This is a genomic window from Lentimicrobiaceae bacterium, assembly GCA_023227965.1.
Classification (GTDB): Bacteria; Bacteroidota; Bacteroidia; order Bacteroidales; family JALOCA01; genus JALOCA01.
In genome coordinates, this window is the sequence record JALOCA010000002.1 from 1 (window position 1) to 16997 (window position 16997).

25 protein-coding genes are annotated in these 16997 nt (G+C 39.1%); 23 read left to right on the forward strand and 2 right to left on the reverse strand.

Annotation, left to right across the window (positions count from 1 at the left end; genetic code table 11):
• A partial coding sequence (locus tag M0R21_00815; GenBank protein MCK9616357.1) for a C69 family dipeptidase occupies nt 1–381 on the reverse strand: 381 nt, incomplete at its 3' end.
• Between the two features lie 241 nt (nt 382–622).
• On the opposite strand from M0R21_00815, the gene rnr reads away from it, so the two are divergent.
• Nucleotides 623–2782, forward strand: coding sequence for a ribonuclease R (rnr, locus tag M0R21_00820; protein ID MCK9616358.1), 2160 nt, complete (start codon nt 623–625; stop codon nt 2780–2782).
• 543 nt (nt 2783–3325) lie between these two features.
• Here rnr and M0R21_00825 read toward each other — a convergent pair.
• On the reverse strand, nt 3326–3562 hold the full coding sequence (locus M0R21_00825) for a hypothetical protein (protein MCK9616359.1): 237 nt from the start codon (nt 3560–3562) through the stop codon (nt 3326–3328).
• Nucleotides 3563–3637: 75 nt separating this feature from the next.
• Between M0R21_00825 and moaC the strand changes: the two genes are divergently transcribed.
• From moaC to M0R21_00935, 22 genes are all read left to right on the forward strand, one after another.
• Nucleotides 3638–4099 (forward strand): cyclic pyranopterin monophosphate synthase MoaC, encoded by a 462-nt coding sequence (gene moaC / locus M0R21_00830; protein ID MCK9616360.1) that lies wholly within the window; start codon nt 3638–3640, stop codon nt 4097–4099.
• Entirely contained in the window at nt 4090–4539 is a 450-nt protein-coding gene (locus tag M0R21_00835) for a hypothetical protein (GenBank protein ID MCK9616361.1), read from the forward strand. Before moaC ends, M0R21_00835 begins: the two co-directional genes overlap by 10 nt.
• Nucleotides 4540–4554: 15 nt before the next feature.
• Nucleotides 4555–5496 (forward strand): molybdopterin-binding protein, encoded by a 942-nt coding sequence (locus M0R21_00840; protein ID MCK9616362.1) that lies wholly within the window; start codon nt 4555–4557, stop codon nt 5494–5496.
• A gap of 41 nt (nt 5497–5537) precedes the next feature.
• Nucleotides 5538–6092, forward strand: coding sequence for an HDIG domain-containing protein (locus tag M0R21_00845; GenBank protein MCK9616363.1), 555 nt, complete (start codon nt 5538–5540; stop codon nt 6090–6092).
• 70 nt (nt 6093–6162) lie between these two features.
• The gene (locus tag M0R21_00850) at nt 6163–6483 is read left to right on the forward strand and encodes a metalloregulator ArsR/SmtB family transcription factor (protein ID MCK9616364.1); all 321 of its coding nucleotides are present in this window, start codon (nt 6163–6165) and stop codon (nt 6481–6483) included.
• Complete coding sequence (locus M0R21_00855; GenBank protein MCK9616365.1) at nt 6474–6761, forward strand: permease; 288 nt, start codon at nt 6474–6476, stop codon at nt 6759–6761. Before M0R21_00850 ends, M0R21_00855 begins: the two co-directional genes overlap by 10 nt.
• Nucleotides 6762–6764: 3 nt before the next feature.
• Nucleotides 6765–7019, forward strand: coding sequence for a thioredoxin family protein (locus M0R21_00860; GenBank protein ID MCK9616366.1), 255 nt, complete (start codon nt 6765–6767; stop codon nt 7017–7019).
• Nucleotides 7020–7058: 39 nt separating this feature from the next.
• Nucleotides 7059–7484: a nitrophenyl compound nitroreductase subunit ArsF family protein gene (locus M0R21_00865; GenBank protein ID MCK9616367.1), complete on the forward strand. Its 426-nt coding sequence runs from the start codon at nt 7059–7061 to the stop codon at nt 7482–7484.
• A gap of 153 nt (nt 7485–7637) precedes the next feature.
• Nucleotides 7638–7985 (forward strand): four helix bundle protein, encoded by a 348-nt coding sequence (locus M0R21_00870; GenBank protein MCK9616368.1) that lies wholly within the window; start codon nt 7638–7640, stop codon nt 7983–7985.
• A gap of 38 nt (nt 7986–8023) precedes the next feature.
• Entirely contained in the window at nt 8024–8728 is a 705-nt protein-coding gene (locus M0R21_00875; protein MCK9616369.1) for an aromatic aminobenezylarsenical efflux permease ArsG family transporter, read from the forward strand.
• Between the two features lie 24 nt (nt 8729–8752).
• Nucleotides 8753–9127, forward strand: a complete 375-nt coding sequence (locus tag M0R21_00880; protein ID MCK9616370.1) for a hypothetical protein — start codon at nt 8753–8755, stop codon at nt 9125–9127.
• Nucleotides 9128–9406: 279 nt separating this feature from the next.
• On the forward strand, nt 9407–10264 hold the full coding sequence (locus M0R21_00885) for a hypothetical protein (protein MCK9616371.1): 858 nt from the start codon (nt 9407–9409) through the stop codon (nt 10262–10264).
• Nucleotides 10257–10649 (forward strand): putative zinc-binding protein, encoded by a 393-nt coding sequence (locus M0R21_00890; protein ID MCK9616372.1) that lies wholly within the window; start codon nt 10257–10259, stop codon nt 10647–10649. The genes M0R21_00885 and M0R21_00890 overlap by 8 nt, the downstream gene beginning before the upstream one ends.
• A 16-nt stretch (nt 10650–10665) precedes the next feature.
• Complete coding sequence (locus M0R21_00895; GenBank protein MCK9616373.1) at nt 10666–11106, forward strand: putative zinc-binding protein; 441 nt, start codon at nt 10666–10668, stop codon at nt 11104–11106.
• Between the two features lie 419 nt (nt 11107–11525).
• The gene (locus tag M0R21_00900) at nt 11526–12344 is read left to right on the forward strand and encodes a hypothetical protein (protein MCK9616374.1); all 819 of its coding nucleotides are present in this window, start codon (nt 11526–11528) and stop codon (nt 12342–12344) included.
• Between the two features lie 25 nt (nt 12345–12369).
• Entirely contained in the window at nt 12370–13590 is a 1221-nt protein-coding gene (locus tag M0R21_00905; GenBank protein ID MCK9616375.1) for an ABC transporter permease, read from the forward strand.
• A 3-nt stretch (nt 13591–13593) separates the two neighbouring features.
• Nucleotides 13594–14292, forward strand: a complete 699-nt coding sequence (locus M0R21_00910; protein MCK9616376.1) for an ABC transporter ATP-binding protein — start codon at nt 13594–13596, stop codon at nt 14290–14292.
• A 19-nt stretch (nt 14293–14311) separates the two neighbouring features.
• Nucleotides 14312–14647: a metalloregulator ArsR/SmtB family transcription factor gene (locus M0R21_00915; GenBank protein MCK9616377.1), complete on the forward strand. Its 336-nt coding sequence runs from the start codon at nt 14312–14314 to the stop codon at nt 14645–14647.
• A gap of 11 nt (nt 14648–14658) precedes the next feature.
• Nucleotides 14659–15072 carry an arsenate reductase ArsC gene (locus M0R21_00920; protein ID MCK9616378.1) on the forward strand — a complete coding sequence of 138 codons (414 nt, stop codon included), beginning with the start codon at nt 14659–14661 and terminating at the stop codon, nt 15070–15072.
• Nucleotides 15069–15419, forward strand: coding sequence for a four helix bundle protein (locus tag M0R21_00925; protein ID MCK9616379.1), 351 nt, complete (start codon nt 15069–15071; stop codon nt 15417–15419). Before M0R21_00920 ends, M0R21_00925 begins: the two co-directional genes overlap by 4 nt.
• A gap of 46 nt (nt 15420–15465) precedes the next feature.
• On the forward strand, nt 15466–16509 hold the full coding sequence (gene arsB, locus M0R21_00930) for an ACR3 family arsenite efflux transporter (protein MCK9616380.1): 1044 nt from the start codon (nt 15466–15468) through the stop codon (nt 16507–16509).
• A gap of 11 nt (nt 16510–16520) precedes the next feature.
• Nucleotides 16521–16937, forward strand: coding sequence for a hypothetical protein (locus M0R21_00935; GenBank protein MCK9616381.1), 417 nt, complete (start codon nt 16521–16523; stop codon nt 16935–16937).
• Nucleotides 16938–16997 lie beyond the last annotated feature (60 nt).

The following is a 16997-nucleotide window of genomic DNA, read 5'->3' on the forward strand; positions in this document are numbered from 1 at the left end:
TGTCCCATAGTCCACAATTGCTCCGGGTTGTACAAAAAGTTCTTCGCGTCCGCCGTAGGTGGTTTCCCCAATGGCAAGTTGGTGCTCATTCATGTTTCCGATTACCGAATAAGTATGGTTTACCTGTTTTATTTTACCAAGGTATTTGCCGGAATCCCATTCGTAAACGTCAACCATGCTCCCGTCGGGATAATCAGCTGTCGGGCGATAATATAATTCACCATACAGCACATGCGAATCGGCAGAGTAAGAAATCATGGTAGAACCATCGGTAGTAGCGCCTTTTGTAACAAGAAAATTGGTACAGGCAATGGCGGAAAACTGAATTCCCGATAACAGCAATGCAATTGCTATAGAAAACATCAATGTGTATTTTTTCATAGAAATAAGATTAATTAAGTGCCGCCAAAAATATTAAAAATTTTACATTAAGAATGTTTTTTAAAAATTTTACACATTACCAGTTGTTTATATTTTATTGTAGTCAAAACAAGAATCAGAAGATGCATTTCAACAGGTTTTTCGGATAAAAAACAACAAACCGGAAACATCAAAACAGAAACGATTTCTTAAAAGCAGTTAAGTTTTAAATTACCTTTACAAACGATTAAAACATCACCTTATGCTTAAAAAACCCACTAAAAAACAAACGAAAACTGCCAAAAATTCCTTTGTAAATACCGTTCTCGGCGTGTTTGCAGGCAACCCTTTCCAAACGTACAACTTCCGTCAGGTAGCTGCCAAACTTGGCATTAACGATAAAGCCAGCAAAGAACTTGTATCGAACATTCTACACGACCTGGCTATGAAGCAAACCATTATTGAAGTAAAGCGCGGTAAATTCAAGATGAACCCGGAACACATCAGCGAGATGCCTTCACAACATGAGGTTACCGGCATCGTGGATATGAAGCAAACCGGTAAGGCTTACGTAATGGTGAAAGACCAGCCGGAAGATGTTTTTATTACTTCCAACAATACCCATCATGCCTTGCATGGTGATACCGTGAAAGTCCGCCTTTTCCCGGCACGTAAAGGGCGCAAACCGGAAGGTCAAATTGTAGAAATTGTAAAACGTGCACATAATCAGTATGTGGGAATCATGCAAGTTACCAAAAAATTTGCTTTCCTCGTTCCTGATGCGCTCACCATTCCTGTTGACATTTTCATTCCACTCGAAAATCTGAACAAAGCTAAAAACGGGCAAAAAGCCGTTGCCCATATCACCGAATGGCCCGAACATTCCCGTAATCCTTTCGGGGAAATCATTGCCGTGCTTGGCGAACCGGGCAACAATGATGTGGAAATGAATTCTATACTTGCTTCCTTCGATTTTCCACTTTTCTTTCCAAAACAAGTGGAAAAAGAAGCCGGATCTATTCCTGCTGAAATTCCGGAACAGGAAATCAAAAAAAGACGGGATTTTCGTTCTGTTTGGACCTGTACCATTGACCCACCCGATGCCAAAGATTTTGACGACGCCCTTTCGTTACAAAAACTCGAAAATGGCAATTGGGAAGTAGGTGTCCATATTGCGGATGTTTCCAATTACGTAAAGCCTGGCTCTTCCATTGATAAAGAAGCTTTCGAACGTGGTACTTCTATCTATTTGGTGGACAGAACTATTCCCATGCTTCCCGAAAAACTTTCCAATAACTTATGTTCATTGCGTCCAAAGGAAGACAAGCTGTGCTTCTCGGCCGTTTTTGAAATGGATGAAAAAGCCCATGTGCTGAATGAATGGTATGGTAAAACGGTAATCTGTTCAAGTCGCCGCTATGCTTATGAAGAAGTGCAGGAAATGATTGAAGGCAAAGAAGGAGATTTCAAAAACGAGTTGATGATTCTGAATCATCTTGCAACACAACTGCGTAATATACGGTTTCAAAAGGGATCCATCAACTTCCGTTCACAGGAAGTGAAATTTATTTTAGATGAAAACGCAAAACCCATCGGAGCCTTTGTTAAAGAACAAAAAGAAGCCAACTGGCTGATAGAAGATTTTATGTTACTTGCTAACCGGAAAGTTGCCGAAAAAATTGGTAAGAAAACCTCTGCTAATGCTCCCAAAGCCTTTGTTTATCGTATCCACGACGTTCCTAATCCGGAAAAGCTGCAAAACTTTGTGGAATTTCTGAAAAAGTTAGGCTATTCCCTCAAAACCGGAACCCGTAAAAGTCTTGCAGACTCCTACAATAGCCTCTTTCAGAAGATTGTCGGCAAAGGAGAAGAAAACATGATAGAAACCATTGCAGTACGTACCATGGCAAGAGCCGAATACTCTACGCACAACATAGGGCATTACGGACTTGCTTTCGACTATTACACGCATTTTACCTCTCCCATCCGCCGCTACCCCGACCTGATGGTACACCGCCTATTGGAACGCTACATGGACAAAAAACCTTCCGTTGACCAAGAAGAATATGAAGAACGATGCAAACATTCTTCCGATATGGAACGCAAAGCTGTAGAAGCTGAACGCGCTTCCGTAAAATACAAACAGGCTGAATACCTGCTCGACAAAGTAGGACAGGAATTCGACGGTTTGATTTCCGGTGTAAGTAAATGGGGAATCTTTGTGGAATTAGTAGAAACACGCTGCGAAGGTATGGTATCTATCAAATACATGGACGACGATTTTTATTACCTCGACGACGAAAACTACCGCGTAATAGGTCAACAGTTCGGAAAAGAATACAAACTTGGCGACCCTGTCCGTATCAAGGTCCGCAAAGTGGATTTATCGCGTAAGCAAATGGATTTTGAACTGGTAAAATAATCTATTTGCTTTGTAAACAATCGTTACAAAATTTGCAATCCTTTCTTGTTTGGGTATTGTATATCTTATCAAGATTAACAAGACCGTTGCAAAAGTTGTGTTTCCTGACTTTGACAGTAATAGCTTTAGTTTTGTATAGTATTAAATTTTAGCTATATATGAATTTTGCATTACCCATTTAGGTGGCGCAAGTGTCAAAAAGATGTATTTTCGTATATGTTTATTATAAATCGGTCAGGTACAACCAGCGTTGTAGTGGTAAATAACCATGGTTTATACCAAGAAATCCGCACAATAGACTGTTGGTTTTGATGCAATACAGGTTGAGATATTAAAATCGGACTTCCGGCAAGCTGTACCACTCTGTTCAAAACTATGCTGCTAACTCCAAAACACAAATCTATTGCTTTGTTATTTGATGAAGATTTTTGGAGAAATTTTTAGGGTGACGCATTGTCAAAGTCAGGAGCGAAGCTGTAAACGGAAAACCGCAATGCGGAGCATAAAATACAAACGGAAATTTTTATAATATCGGAGGTTTATTTACTTCCGGGTTTTTATATAAACAGTGATAATCAAAAGGGTTCCCGATATTACTACTCCCATTGAAAATAGTCCAAACCGTACATTATCCAGCGTAGTACCTCCTATGTTTTTAGTATCCAGTCCATAATGAATACCAAGGACAATAAGGAAAATACCAAAAAACACCAATAACATATCCGTAACGAAACGAAGCTTCTTCTTTAGCTTGAATTTTACAATTTTTTCTTCAGCCATTTTCAAAACAATTTTGATTAATTAATATGCTTTGAGTTATTTTGCAAAGGTAGAATAAATTTAATTCTAAAAAAAATGCATCCATTTACCCATATTGATGAAAAAGGAAAAGCCCAGATGGTAAATGTGGGGCATAAAACTCCACAATTACGAAAAGCAAAAGCTTCGGGCGAAATTTTATTACAACCGCAAACTCTTGCGCTGATAAGTGAAAATAAAATCAAAAAAGGCGACGTGCTTACAGTTGCTGAACTTGCGGGAATTCAGGCAGCCAAACAAACTTCGCATTTGATTCTGCTCTGCCATCCGCTTTCGGTTACCCATGTGGCGGTAAAAACCCAGCTTACCGAAAGGGGAGTAACCATTACATCAGAAGTGGAATGTATCGGGCAAACCGGTGTGGAAATGGAAGCGCTTACAGCAGTTAGTGTTGCATTGCTTACCATTTACGATATGTGCAAAGCTGTTGACAAAACCATGCGCCTTTCCGACATTCACCTGGTTGAAAAAACAAAACAGACGATAAAATGGGAATAAAAAATCTTTTGATCTGTTTGAAACCCGGCGTTTCGCACCGTACTTTGGTATTTACGGCTGCTTTGATCTGGGGTTTTGCCGGACTCAAAATTTTATGGATCGGTATTCCGGGGCTTTTATATTCTTCCCATCACGTTGCTTTGCATTTTTCCATAGGATTAGCCGGAGTCATCCCCTTTTTCTATTTTGTTTTCCGGAAAGTTTTCCACAATCATCTTCGTCGGATAAACACTCTTATGGCTGATAAACCCTGTATTTTTTCTTTTTTCAGCTTCAAAAGTTATCTGCTAATGATTATGATGATTGCACTGGGAATTCTGGTAAGTAATTTCCACATTTTTCCCACTCTTGAAAAAAATATTTTTTATATTTCCCTGGAAATGTCATTGTTTACTTCCGCCCTACTGTTCTTTTGGGTGGGATTATTTTTCAACAAATAACTCATTATGTTAATCATGAATAATATTTCACCAATAAAAATATTATCTGTCAATATTTCTGAAAAGAAAGGAACCATCAAAAAACCCGTAAACGAGATAAAACTCGGACCGTTGGGTGTGGAACACGACGCCCATTCCGGAAAATGGCATCGCCAGGTGAGCCTTCTTGGAGTGGAAAGCATAGAAAAGTTTACCCGGCAGAGCGGCAGAGCGATTTCTTACGGAGAATTTGCCGAAAACATCACCACATCAGGTATGTTGCTTTATCAGTCCCATCCGCTCGACTGCTTTACTTTTGGAGAAACGGAGCTGGAAGTAACTCAGATAGGTAAAGAATGTCATGGCGACAACTGCACTATTTACAGGGAAGTAGGTAAATGTGTGATGCCTAAGGAAGGTATTTTTTGCCGGGTAATCAGGCATGGAATTCTGAGAGCAGGCGACAGCGGGCTGTACCAGCCAAAAGTTTTCAAAATTGCCGTAATTACTTTAAGCGACAGAGCTTATGAAGGCATTTACGAAGACCGTAGCGGAAAATGCATTGAAGAAAAAATGACGGAATTTTTCGGGTTACAAGACCGGAAAAGCCAGGTTTCCCGCCAGGTCATTCCTGATGAAAAAGAAAAGCTTTTGGAAGCTCTTCGCGAAAGTCTGAAAAACAAAGCCGACATCATTATTACCACCGGAGGTACCGGTATAGGCGAACGCGACGTCACCCCTGATATTATTAAACCATTGTTGGATAAAGAAATACCAGGCATTATGGAACTTATCCGGATGAAATATGGACAGGAAAAACCACAGGCTCTGCTCAGCCGGAGTGTTGCTGGTGTAATTGGCAAAACATTGGTTTACACTCTTCCCGGCAGCGTTAAAGCCGTGGAAGAATACTTTTCTGAAATTCAGAAAACGATTTTCCATTCCATATACATGCTCCACGGTTTAGATTTACACTAAAACCGGATTTTTTTACTTTTACCCGTCGAAAAAATATAACCATGACAAGAGAACAAGCCATTGAATTACTGCATAATTATGTAAAAAATGAAAAGATGCTTTTGCATTGCTATGCTTCGGAAGTTGTGATGAAAGCACTGGCACAAAAACTTGGTGAAGACGAGGGAAAATGGGGTATTGCCGGCCTGCTTCACGACCTGGATGTGGAAGTTACTAATGCCGATGCTTACACTCACGGATTAGAAACTGAAAACCTGCTTAAAGGCTTTGATGTTGACCCTGAAATAATTGACGCCATACGCCACCACAACGAAGTTGCTACCGGCGTAGAACGTAACACAAAATTTCAGCATGCCCTTGCTGCCGGAGAAACCATTACCGGGCTGATTTTTGCCACCACTTACGTTTATCCCGACCGTAAACTCACTAGCGTAAAGCCAAAATCCGTTGTAAAACGCATGAAAGAGAAAGCTTTTGCCGCTTCCGTAAAGCGCGAAAATATCCTCGAATGCGAAAAAATCGGCATCCCAATTGACGAATTTGCCGCCCTTGCCATTTCTGCCATGCTCCCTATCAGGGAGCAATTGGATTTATAATTTTTTTTTGACAAATGTTGTAGAATTAAAAAAATTTATACTTTTGCTTCGTAATTTTACGAAATACGAAATGAAACCAAATTATACTGAAAATCAAGTAAAACTTGCCCGTTTTGCCAAAGCGCTTAGTCATCCGGCACGTTTGCGCATCCTCGAAATGCTTGCCGGACAAAATTGTTGCTACAGCGGAAACCTGGCTACAGAATTGCCGATGGCTCTTTCCACCCTTTCGCAACATTTGAAAGAACTGAAAACCGCCGGACTGATCCAGGGTGAAATCAATCCCCCAAAAATCAAATATTGTATCAATCGCGAAAACTGGGAACTTGCCCGGCAACTGATGAATGGTTTTTTTGAAACAGAGATAAAAACAGAAGGTTCATGCAAATAACCTCATCTAAAATAAATTACAAAAAATACCTGCCGCTGGCTTTATTGCCGGTATGGTTTGCCATTTATCATTATCTGAAGCCGCTGAGCGATTATCTGATAGAAAAGGGCGCTTCGCTGGGAACAGCGCTGGCATTTATGATGGCGGTAATCGGACTTTCGCTGCCCGAGATGATTATTCTTCGAAAAGTATTAAAACTTCCGTTGATATTCACTTTTATAGGTGTGGTAGCCACCGGAATTATAATAATAGGATTTTTGTTTAACATAATATTTTAAAATATGAAAATTAAAGTTTTAGGAACAGGATGTTCCAATTGTAAAAACCTGGAAAAAGCAACCGTAAATGCTCTTGCAGAAATGGATTTAGCAGCCGAGGTAGAAAAGGTAGAAGATATTCAGAAAATTATGGCATACGGTGTCATGCGTACACCGGCACTGGTGATTGATGAAAAGGTTGTCTTAAACGGAAGAGTACCGTCGGTAAGCGAATTGAAAGAAATTATTGGAAAATATGCTAATTTGCTAATTAGTTAATGTGCTAATAAGATGATTGTTAATTAAATATCTAAAAATATGAAAAAGTTATGGATTCTTGTAGCCTTTCTGACGATTGGCACCTTGGTTTTCAGCCAGAAAACAACAACAAAAGCAACTACCCCAAAAGCAAAGGTTTTGGTTTATTATTTCCACGGAACGCAGCGTTGTCCAACCTGTCTTTCCATTGAAGCAAACACCAAAAAGACGTTGGAAACCTATTTTAAAAAAGAAATAGCAGATAAAACCATCGTTTTCTCGGTAGTAGATGTGGATGAAGCAAAAAATGAAAAACTTGCAGCAAAATACGAAGCCTCGGGTTCGGCATTGCATGTGGTACAGGTGATGAAAGGCAAAGAAAAGGATGAAGACCTGACCAATTTTGCATTCAGCTATTCGCGCAACGAGCCGGATAAATTCATCAAAGGGCTGAAGGGTAAAATTTCAAAAAAATTAGCTAATTAGCTAATGTGCTGATTGGTTAATTAAAAAATCACATCATGGAACCAAAGAAGAATGTCGTTTTGGAAAATTATTGTCCCGACTGCTTACAAGCATCATTGCTACTTCAAAAAAATATTAGCTAATTAACTAATTAGCTAATTAACAAATTAAATCATGGAACCAAAGAAGAATATTATTTTGGAAAAGAGTTTTGATTTTGCTTTACAGATTATTGAATATTCTGAATTGCTGGAAGAGAGCAAAAAATATGTGATTGCACGACAGCTATTAAAATCAGGTACTTCCATAGGAGCAAATCTACGCGAAGCCCAAAATGCTGAGAGCAAAGATGATTTTATTCATAAAATAAAAATATCGGCAAAAGAAGCCGAAGAAACAGAATATTGGCTGCTTCTGTGCAAACATTCCAAATCTTATCCCGATTGTGAAGTATTATTATCCGGAATAACAGAAATTAAAAAACTGCTCACCAGCATCATTGCTACTTCAAAAAAGCATTAGCACATTAACTAATTAGCTAATTAACAAATTATCACATTATGAACTTCCTCCAGCAACTTCTCGACAGCACAACCGCACCGATGCTAACGGCATTTCTTCTCGGTTTGATGACTGCCATCAGTCCGTGTCCGCTGGCAACCAACATCACCGCCATCGGTTACATCAGCAAAGACATTAAAGTCAAGCGAAAAGTGTTTATCAACGGTTTGCTCTACACTTTGGGCAGAGCAATCACCTACACCGGATTGGGTGTTATTTTATATTTTGGAGCAAGCAAATTCCAGATTTCTCGACTGTTTCAGGCAAATGGAGGAAAAATATTAGGTCCGTTGCTGCTCATCGTCGGGATTTTAATGCTTGATGTGATAAAATTCAGGTTGCCCGGTGGAGGTAGTCTCACCGATAAAATCAGCTCGAAATTAAAATTTAATTCCGGCTGGAGCGCCTTGCTGCTTGGGATTGTTTTTGCGATGGCTTTTTGTCCGTATTCCGGTGTGTTATATTTTGGAATGCTCATTCCCATCACCATAACGAGCGCAGGCGGACTTTACCTTCCATTGGTTTTTGCCATTGCCACAGGATTGCCGGTAATAGTCATTGCCTGGCTTTTGGCTTACAGCATTTCAAGCATAGGTTCATTTTACAACAAAATGAAAATCTTTGAAAAATGGTCAAGGTTGGTGATAGCTATTATATTTATCCTTGTCGGTATCTACTACATTTTAATTTATTTTTTCAAATAAATTTTCTATCAAAAAAATAAAATTATGTCTGAAACAAAAAAACCTGGTTTTATTATGTGCGTTTGCACTGGAAAATGTCCCGGATTTTCAAAAATGGATATTTGGGATTTTATAAATAGAGTGAGAGTTGAACTACCGGTTGAATATGGATTTATCCATCCGCAACTTTGTGAGGAAGACGGAGACCGGTTTTTAAATGATTTTCTTAAAGCGCACCGGAAAGTTGTTATCGGAGCTTGTGCTCAAAATATGCAACGCAAGATGTTCCGAGACGCTTTTGCAGAAGCCGGCCTCGACGTAAACAAAGATTTAACCGCAATTGATGTGCGCGACATGACTACCGATCAGGCAGTTGAAAAAGTCAATGCCGCACTTGAAAAATTGGAGGAGAAGAAATGAGCGAAACCACTTTCATGGGAGTTGAACGCGATAAAATCGATTGGAATCCAACCATTGATTATACAAAATGTGATTTTTGTATAGAATGCACCAAATTTTGTCCCCATCAAGTCTTTGAAGTTAGAAAAACTGAAAATATTAAATTGATTGTAAAGAATCCTAATAATTGTGTGGTTTTTTGCCGGGCATGCTCAAAGATTTGCGGTCCCGACGCACTATCGTTTCCTGATAAAAATGCGACGACTCAACGAATCAAGGAAATAAGAAAGGAGGAAAACAATGATTGAAAATTATGCCATCCTGCCCTGCAACGGTTTGGATAAATGCGCTGGAGCAATTTCAAGGGAAATAGCGATAAAATTGTGCGAAAACGCTAAAAATGAAATTATATGCCCTGTATTTTACAGAGTTGCTGAAGCGAAATACAATAAAATTGCGGGCGAACATCCTCTTTTAGTCATAGATGGCTGTCAGACCCGATGCGCGAGTAAACTTGCTGCGGAAAAGAATTTAAAAGTTTCCAAAAAAATAACAATAACCGAAGAAGCTAAAACCCATAATGTTGAATTAAAGAGCAACCTCAGACTTCTGAAAAATGAAAATGCTCTGATAGAAATAATATTAAACGGACTCAACAGTGCCGAAGAGAAAGCCGCATCATCTTCTGATAAAACAAATGCTTCGTACAATTTCGAATACGAAACATATCAAAAAGACAAATTCCTCTTCAGGGTACCTAAGAACCCCGAAATTTACTTTAATGAAAATGATTGCTGGGCTTATGTAATCGGAAACCGGGCCAGAATAGGCGTTACAGATTTCGTTCAACAAAACCTTTCCGATATTCTATATTATACACCGCCCGAAATTGGCGCGGAAAATGACCAATTCGGCGAAGTTGGTGAGATTGAATCGTCAAAGAGTGTAATCGATATAATTTCACCTGTTAGCGGTAAGGTTGTTTCTATAAATGAAACGCTCATAGAAAAACCGGAACTTATCAACGAAAATCCCTATGAATTGGGTTGGATTGCAGAACTTGAATTGACTGATTTTGAGAGTGACAAAGAACTCTTAGTCGGATTCGACAAGTATTTAGAAATAATGAAAAAAAAGTTGGAGGACTTAAATGCATAAAAAAGTGAAAGTTATCCCATGCAGTGGCATTGGTAAAGTATACGGTCTCATGGCAAGAGAAGCTGCTTTGAAAACAGTCCATGAATTATGTCCGGAAAAATCAGAAACAGTTTGCCTTGCTTACATAGTAACCGGCGACAAAGAAGCTAAAGAAAAAATCGAAGGTTATGATTGCATTACCGTTGACGGTTGCCCAAAAATGTGTGCTTCAAAAAATGTTTCAATAGCTGGAGGCATTATAATAGAAGAAGTTAAAGTCCTTGACACGGTGAAAGAACATAAAGGGAAAAAATTCGGTACACCTACACAGCTTGATGCTGACGGCGAAGTAGTAATAAGTGAAATCGCGGCTAAAATCGCAGCTAAAATAAATAAAATCAATTAAGTAAGGAGAAATATTAATGTCAAAAGTAGGTATATTATCATGCAGTGGCGAGGAATGCCTCGGCGGAACCATTTCAAGGCTCGCCACGAGAAAAGTTCTTGAGGAACTTAAATTTATCGATACAGTAACACTCTGTCTACCACTGTATCTTGCGGGCGGCGAAGAAGAAAGAACCTTTGCAAAAGTATTTCCAACAATATCGGTTGATGGCTGCGCTAAACTTTGTGCTAAAAGAAGCACTGAAAAATATAGCGGCAAGATAAACGGTTCTTTAGATGTTTCGAAAATCATAGGTAATAAAAACGCACTGAATACAGAAATCGTAAGGAATCAAGATCTTACAGATGAGCACCTTCAAATGGTAGATAAAGTTGCCAGCGAAATCGTAAAAATAATAAGCAGCTTGCCTCCAAATTCTTATTCCGGAAAATTTGGTGGATGTTCCTGCGGTAGTTGATGATAGTTTTAGGAAATCTTTACCTTTAAATAACCCCTAAGCGTACATTAATTAGCAAACAACATGATAACCAAAAAGATTTCACGGAAAAAATATACTTCTGAAAGTTGGAAAACGCAAAAAGGATACGGACTTGCCGATGGCAAGCCTGTTGTTTCGCTACAGGATTTATCATAATTGGGAAAACAAATGGTATCCAACTGTCGAATGGCTATGCCTGTTTCTTCAGGTTGGTACATCGGTTGAATTTTAATTGATTTTATGAATACATTCTCTATAAATAATAACAGGTAAATATTTGATTTTATATGTTTTATAACCTTGTAATAAAAAAACAAAATTATTTAACGTATTATTACGTTATTTCAAAATAAGACGTATTTTTGCGTCATAGAAATATTAATCTTAAAACCAATTGTATGAAACTTATTCGAAAAATCGTTTTTTTAATGATCTGCGGATCGTTAATGGTGTCCTGCAACAACTCACAAACATCGGCGAAAGCCAATAATACGGTATCTGCCGCGACTAATTTCCAAAAGGGAATTACACCAACGGAAAATAAAGCAGATGATAAAATAGCTGCTACCAACAAAGCAGGTAAAGTTGTCTTCCTTGTTGCTTTTGATCAGACAGGAAAAGACAAGGATAAGGCAATGGCTGTTGCCAAAAAAGTATCTGCAAAAAAATCAAAAACTATTGAAGTCATTGAATTAAATACTGCTGATGCAAGCAACAGAACATTGGTTAGCAAATATCGTTTAGCCGGTGCACCCATGCCACTTATTCTTGTTATTGATAAAAACGGTATTGCGTGCGGAGGGCTTACGTTAAAGGATGCAACGCCTGATGCCCTGCTAAAAATAATTCCTTCTCCAAAATACTCTGAAATAATGAAAGCTCTTGATGAGAAAAAAGCTGTTTTTGTTGTGGCTTATACGGAAAAAATGGTAGATAAGGCTAAGGCAATAGTTAATTGCAACGAAGCTGCCAAAGCAATGAATAATGGTGCCGTAGTGGTACAAATTAATATTGAAAGTAAAGAAGAAACAACACTTTTTGATGATTTAAAAATAAATACCATGTCGAAGGAACCACTTATTTATGTTATTAATAAGTCAGGTCAGGTAACCCAGACATTTGATATTAAAGCAAATAAAACTCAATTAACCGCGGCAGCCAAAAAGGTGGCAAGTAGTTGTTGCGGTAGTGGTAGCAGTTGTGCCCCCAAAAAATAGCAATTTTTTTTAACAATCTGTTTTTATGAATATTTATAAAATAGTTTGGTTGGAACTACTAAACCGTAAATCTCAACTGATCAGTGGCATACTGGCAATTACCCTTGGTATAGCTGTAATCGTTGCCATACAAAGTATTTCGAAAGTATCGAAAGAAAATGTGGCAAAAAAACTTGATAACCTGGGTGCAAACATTATGGTATTGCCGCAAGGCGGCAGCATTGACGATTATTATACATCGGATATTGATGCACCGACTATCCCAATGGATTATGTGGAGCGAATTTTAAACTCTACCATACAAGGAGTTGACAATATGTCGCCCAAACTTACCCGGCGAATAAAGGTTGGAGAAAACAGTATTGTTCTTACAGGAATTTTACCAAAAAGCGAAATTGCATCGAAGCCATTGTGGCAAAATTCAGGATTGTCGGGCAATGATGTTAAAGCCTCCTGCGCTCCCACAGCCGGGGCAAACAAATCATTAGGCTATAAAGATGAAAAACTACAGCGAAAAGTAATAGACACCTTGCAGCGACTGGATTGTTTAGCCGGTTCGCAGGCAGCCAAACAATTAAACCTTAAAGAAAACTCCAAGCTTTCCATTTCTGGCAAAGAGTTTAACGTGGTTAAAATTCTACCCGAAACTGGCACGGTGGACGACGACCGTGTATTTGCACATTTAGCGACTGTTCAGGAATTATTAGGTATTCCAAATCAAATAAGTGCCATCGAAATAATGGGCTGTTGCAACGCCATTTCGGAAGGATTGCTCGGAAAACTACGTAATATTTTACCCGATACCCGCATCACCACCATTAGTCAGATTGTTTCCACTCAAATAGAAACCAACCAACTGATGAATAAGGTTTCGTTGGTTTTTCTCATCATCATTTTCTTTGTTGGTAGTATTTCGATGGGTAATTACATGTGGGCTAATGTGAACGAACGAAAAAAGGAAATAGGCACCCTGCGAATGATCGGTGCATCAAAAAAAACGATTTATCAGTTATTTTTATTAAAAGCTTTATTTTTAGGCATTAGCGGTGGAATTGCCGGCTATATTGTTGGCACTCTCGCCGGTTTAATTTTAGGTCCTTATCTGGCTGGTATGGTAGTACAGCCGGTTTACATTTATTTACTATGGTCGGTTATTTTATCAATAATTATTGCATTTGCCGGAACAATAATCCCTGCATACATGGCTGCTAAGATTGATCCACACACTAATTTACAGGAGGCTTAAGAAATGATCATTAAAGTTGAAAAACTCACAAAACAATACAGACATAAAGACGGTTTGATTGATGCGTTAAGCAATATAAGTTTTGCTGTAGAAAAAGGCAGTTTTGTAACCATTACCGGACCTTCAGGTTCAGGAAAAAGCACCTTGTTGCTATCGTTGTTCGGGTTAATAAAACCCACATCCGGAAAGATATTTTTCAACGATGCGGAAATTAGTAATGCAACGGATAATGAATTAGCCGAAATCCGTCAGAAACACGTTGGTTTTATTATGCAAAATTTTGCCCTGATACCTTACCTGACAACCATTCATAATATAATGGTTCCCCTGACATTAGAAAAGATCAAAAAAAATGAGCAATGGGAACGGGCAATGGAAGTACTGAAATTTATCGGATTGGAAAATCGCGTAAATCATTTACCACGGGAATTATCAACCGGCCAGCAACAACGAGTGGCCATTGCACGGGCATTGGTTCATCACCCTTCGGTAATATTGGCTGACGAACCTACCGGAAATCTGGACCCTGCATTATCATTGGAAATACTCGATTTTCTAAAAAAAATAAATCAAACCAAAGGTATTACCGTGATTATGGTTACGCACAGCCCCGTTGCAGCCGGGTATGGAAACCTAAAAATTCATTTGAGTGACGGACATTTGTCAGAACAAAAAGTCAGGGAATCTGTTCTTGTTTCTTAATTTTGTAAAAAAATGAATTATGGCATACGCTAAAATAGACCTATTCGACACTGAACTTCAAACTTGTGCAGAGCTGTATAAAGCGTTGGCACACCCGGCACGGCTGGCGATATTAAAGTACCTGGCAGAAACCCGGACTTGTATCAGCGGTGATATTTCGGATGAGTTGCCCCTAAGCCGGACAACGGTAAATCAGCATTTAGCAGAACTTAAAAATGTCGGTTTGCTCATTTGGCATACCGAAGGAACCAAAACATTTTATTGTTTAAACCTTGAGAAAATTAAGGCTTTAAAAATAATGTCAGAGAAATTTATTAATGAAATCAATATTTCTGAAAATTGTAATTGTAAATAAAACTATTTAAGATGAAAATCCTGATTTTATGTACCGGTAACTCCTGCCGCAGCCAGATGGCTGAAGGTTTTCTCCGTTCGTTGCACCCGGAATGGAAAATCTTTTCGGCGGGCACAAAACCCGAAAAGGAAGTCAATCCTTTGGCTGTAAAAGTAATGGAAGAGGCTGAAATAGATATAAGCCATCATCAACCAAAAAATATTCAGCAATTTATTGGCTATGATTTTGATTATGTGATTACCGTGTGTGATAATGCCCGCGAAAGTTGCCCAATATTTACAGGGAAGGTTAAACATCGTCTGCATATCGGTTTTGAGGATCCTGCTGATGCCCGTGGCAATGAAGAAGAAAGGCTTGAAGTTTATCGTCGCATACGAAATGAGATAATGAATCAATTTGAAAATTTGAAAATAAAGAAGTTATGAGAAATGATAGAGATAATTTAATTGTGAAGCTGTCGCTTGAATTTGCGCTTGATATCATTGACTTTTCCGAATTGCTGGAGGAAAACAAGAAGTTTGTAATTGCAAAACAACTTTTAAAGTCGGGAACGTCAATAGGTGCAAATATCCGGGAAGCACAAAATGCTGAAAGTAAAGCCGATTTTATACATAAAATGAAGATTGCTATAAAAGAAGCCGATGAAACGGAATATTGGCTAACACTCTGTGAAATGTCTAAAAATTATCCTAAAAATGAACAGTTAAAAATAAAACTTCAATCCATGATCAACATTCTTTCTAAAATAATCAGTTCATCGAAAGCTATTTGAGGCATTTTCAAATTAAACCATTTTCAAATTTTCAAATTATAAAAATATGCCATCACAAAAAAAATTAAAGTTTCTTGATCGTTATTTAACGCTCTGGATTTTCCTGGCCATGTTTGTAGGGGTGATGTGGGGTTATCTCCATCCAGGAATTGCAAAGTTTTGGGATGCTTTCAGCTCCGGGACCACCAACATTCCCATTGCCATCGGGCTCATCGTGATGATGTATCCGCCACTGGCAAAGGTGAAATATGAAGAATTAGGTAAAGTTTTCAAAGACTGGAAGATATTACTTCTTTCGCTGGTACAGAACTGGCTCATCGGTCCGGTGCTGATGTTTGGGCTGGCAATTCTGTTTCTTCAGGATTATCCTGATTATATGATCGGACTGATTCTGATTGGCTTGGCACGATGTATCGCCATGGTGATTGTATGGAACGATCTTGCCAAAGGCGACACAGAATATGCTGCCGGGTTGGTAGCATTCAACAGCATTTTCCAGGTGTTGTTTTTCTCGGTTTATGCTTGGGTGTTTATCACCATTTTGCCCGGAGTATTTGGGCTGAAAGGCATGGAAGTAAACATCACCATCGGCCAGATTGCCAAAAGCGTTTTCATCTACCTTGGTATTCCTTTCCTTGCCGGCATCATTACCCGCTTTTCGCTTATCCGGCTGAAAAGCAAGGAGTGGTACCAAACACGCTTTATTCCAAAAATCAGTCCGCTCACGCTCATAGCTTTGCTGTTCACCATCCTGGTCATGTTTTCGCTCAAGGGCGAATATATTATACAATTACCATTAGATGTAGTCAGGATAGCCATTCCGCTGCTGATTTATTTTGTGGTGATGTTTTTGGTTTCCTTTTTTATGGGAAAGAAAATCGGAGCAGGTTACCCGAAAACGGCAACCATTTCGTTTACTGCCGCAAGCAATAATTTTGAATTAGCCATAGCTGTGGCTGTAGCCGTGTTTGGAATCAATTCCGGCGTTGCCTTTACGGCGGTAATCGGTCCGCTGGTGGAAGTGCCGGTGATGATAGGGCTGGTGAATGTGGCTTTGTACTTTAAAGGAAAACATTTTGCGAAAGCTTAAATTGTAATAGTATGAACCAATGGTTTGAAAATAAAGGATTAAAAATCGGAGAAGTAGCTTTTCTATCTCCCCGCCAGGCAGCCGAAGCCATTGAAAATGGCGCTGTTCTGGTTGACATACGGGAAGATTTTGAAATTGACATGAAAGCTTTTGCCGTGGAGCAGATTCTTTTTTGCGCAAACGGTAACCTGAAGTCGGATTTTCATTCTCTGCCTTTGGACAAACCGCTGATAATTGCCGATTCGGTAGGATTGCACAGCAAACCGGCGGCGCTTTTCCTTTTGGAAAACGGATTTACCGATGTGGCAGTGCTCAACGGCGGCATCGCCGACTGGGAACGCGACGGGATGCCCCTGCTTTCCGATACCAGTCAGCGGTTGAGCGGACAATGTATGTGCCAGTTGAAACCACGCGAAAAAAAGAAATAACCCGACCTTCCAGAGTCAGCCGAAGGCAGACCTGGAAGAGTCAAAAAAAATAAATAACCA

Coding starts and splice junctions, on each gene's coding strand:
- M0R21_00865 (MCK9616367.1), top strand. CDS start 7,059: ATGAAAAAGTTATGGATTCTTGTAGCCTTTCTGACGATTGGCACCTTG.
- M0R21_00885 (MCK9616371.1), top strand. CDS start 9,407: ATGATTGAAAATTATGCCATCCTGCCCTGCAACGGTTTGGATAAATGC.
- M0R21_00875 (MCK9616369.1), top strand. CDS start 8,024: ATGAACTTCCTCCAGCAACTTCTCGACAGCACAACCGCACCGATGCTA.
- M0R21_00845 (MCK9616363.1), top strand. CDS start 5,538: ATGACAAGAGAACAAGCCATTGAATTACTGCATAATTATGTAAAAAAT.
- M0R21_00825 (MCK9616359.1), bottom strand. CDS start 3,562: ATGGCTGAAGAAAAAATTGTAAAATTCAAGCTAAAGAAGAAGCTTCGT.
- M0R21_00855 (MCK9616365.1), top strand. CDS start 6,474: ATGCAAATAACCTCATCTAAAATAAATTACAAAAAATACCTGCCGCTG.
- M0R21_00870 (MCK9616368.1), top strand. CDS start 7,638: ATGGAACCAAAGAAGAATATTATTTTGGAAAAGAGTTTTGATTTTGCT.
- moaC (MCK9616360.1), top strand. CDS start 3,638: ATGCATCCATTTACCCATATTGATGAAAAAGGAAAAGCCCAGATGGTA.
- M0R21_00880 (MCK9616370.1), top strand. CDS start 8,753: ATGTCTGAAACAAAAAAACCTGGTTTTATTATGTGCGTTTGCACTGGA.
- M0R21_00905 (MCK9616375.1), top strand. CDS start 12,370: ATGAATATTTATAAAATAGTTTGGTTGGAACTACTAAACCGTAAATCT.
- M0R21_00925 (MCK9616379.1), top strand. CDS start 15,069: ATGAGAAATGATAGAGATAATTTAATTGTGAAGCTGTCGCTTGAATTT.
- M0R21_00900 (MCK9616374.1), top strand. CDS start 11,526: ATGAAACTTATTCGAAAAATCGTTTTTTTAATGATCTGCGGATCGTTA.
- M0R21_00915 (MCK9616377.1), top strand. CDS start 14,312: ATGGCATACGCTAAAATAGACCTATTCGACACTGAACTTCAAACTTGT.
- M0R21_00920 (MCK9616378.1), top strand. CDS start 14,659: ATGAAAATCCTGATTTTATGTACCGGTAACTCCTGCCGCAGCCAGATG.
- M0R21_00895 (MCK9616373.1), top strand. CDS start 10,666: ATGTCAAAAGTAGGTATATTATCATGCAGTGGCGAGGAATGCCTCGGC.
- M0R21_00850 (MCK9616364.1), top strand. CDS start 6,163: ATGAAACCAAATTATACTGAAAATCAAGTAAAACTTGCCCGTTTTGCC.
- M0R21_00835 (MCK9616361.1), top strand. CDS start 4,090: ATGGGAATAAAAAATCTTTTGATCTGTTTGAAACCCGGCGTTTCGCAC.
- rnr (MCK9616358.1), top strand. CDS start 623: ATGCTTAAAAAACCCACTAAAAAACAAACGAAAACTGCCAAAAATTCC.
- arsB (MCK9616380.1), top strand. CDS start 15,466: ATGCCATCACAAAAAAAATTAAAGTTTCTTGATCGTTATTTAACGCTC.
- M0R21_00935 (MCK9616381.1), top strand. CDS start 16,521: ATGAACCAATGGTTTGAAAATAAAGGATTAAAAATCGGAGAAGTAGCT.
- M0R21_00840 (MCK9616362.1), top strand. CDS start 4,555: ATGAATAATATTTCACCAATAAAAATATTATCTGTCAATATTTCTGAA.
- M0R21_00890 (MCK9616372.1), top strand. CDS start 10,257: ATGCATAAAAAAGTGAAAGTTATCCCATGCAGTGGCATTGGTAAAGTA.
- M0R21_00910 (MCK9616376.1), top strand. CDS start 13,594: ATGATCATTAAAGTTGAAAAACTCACAAAACAATACAGACATAAAGAC.
- M0R21_00860 (MCK9616366.1), top strand. CDS start 6,765: ATGAAAATTAAAGTTTTAGGAACAGGATGTTCCAATTGTAAAAACCTG.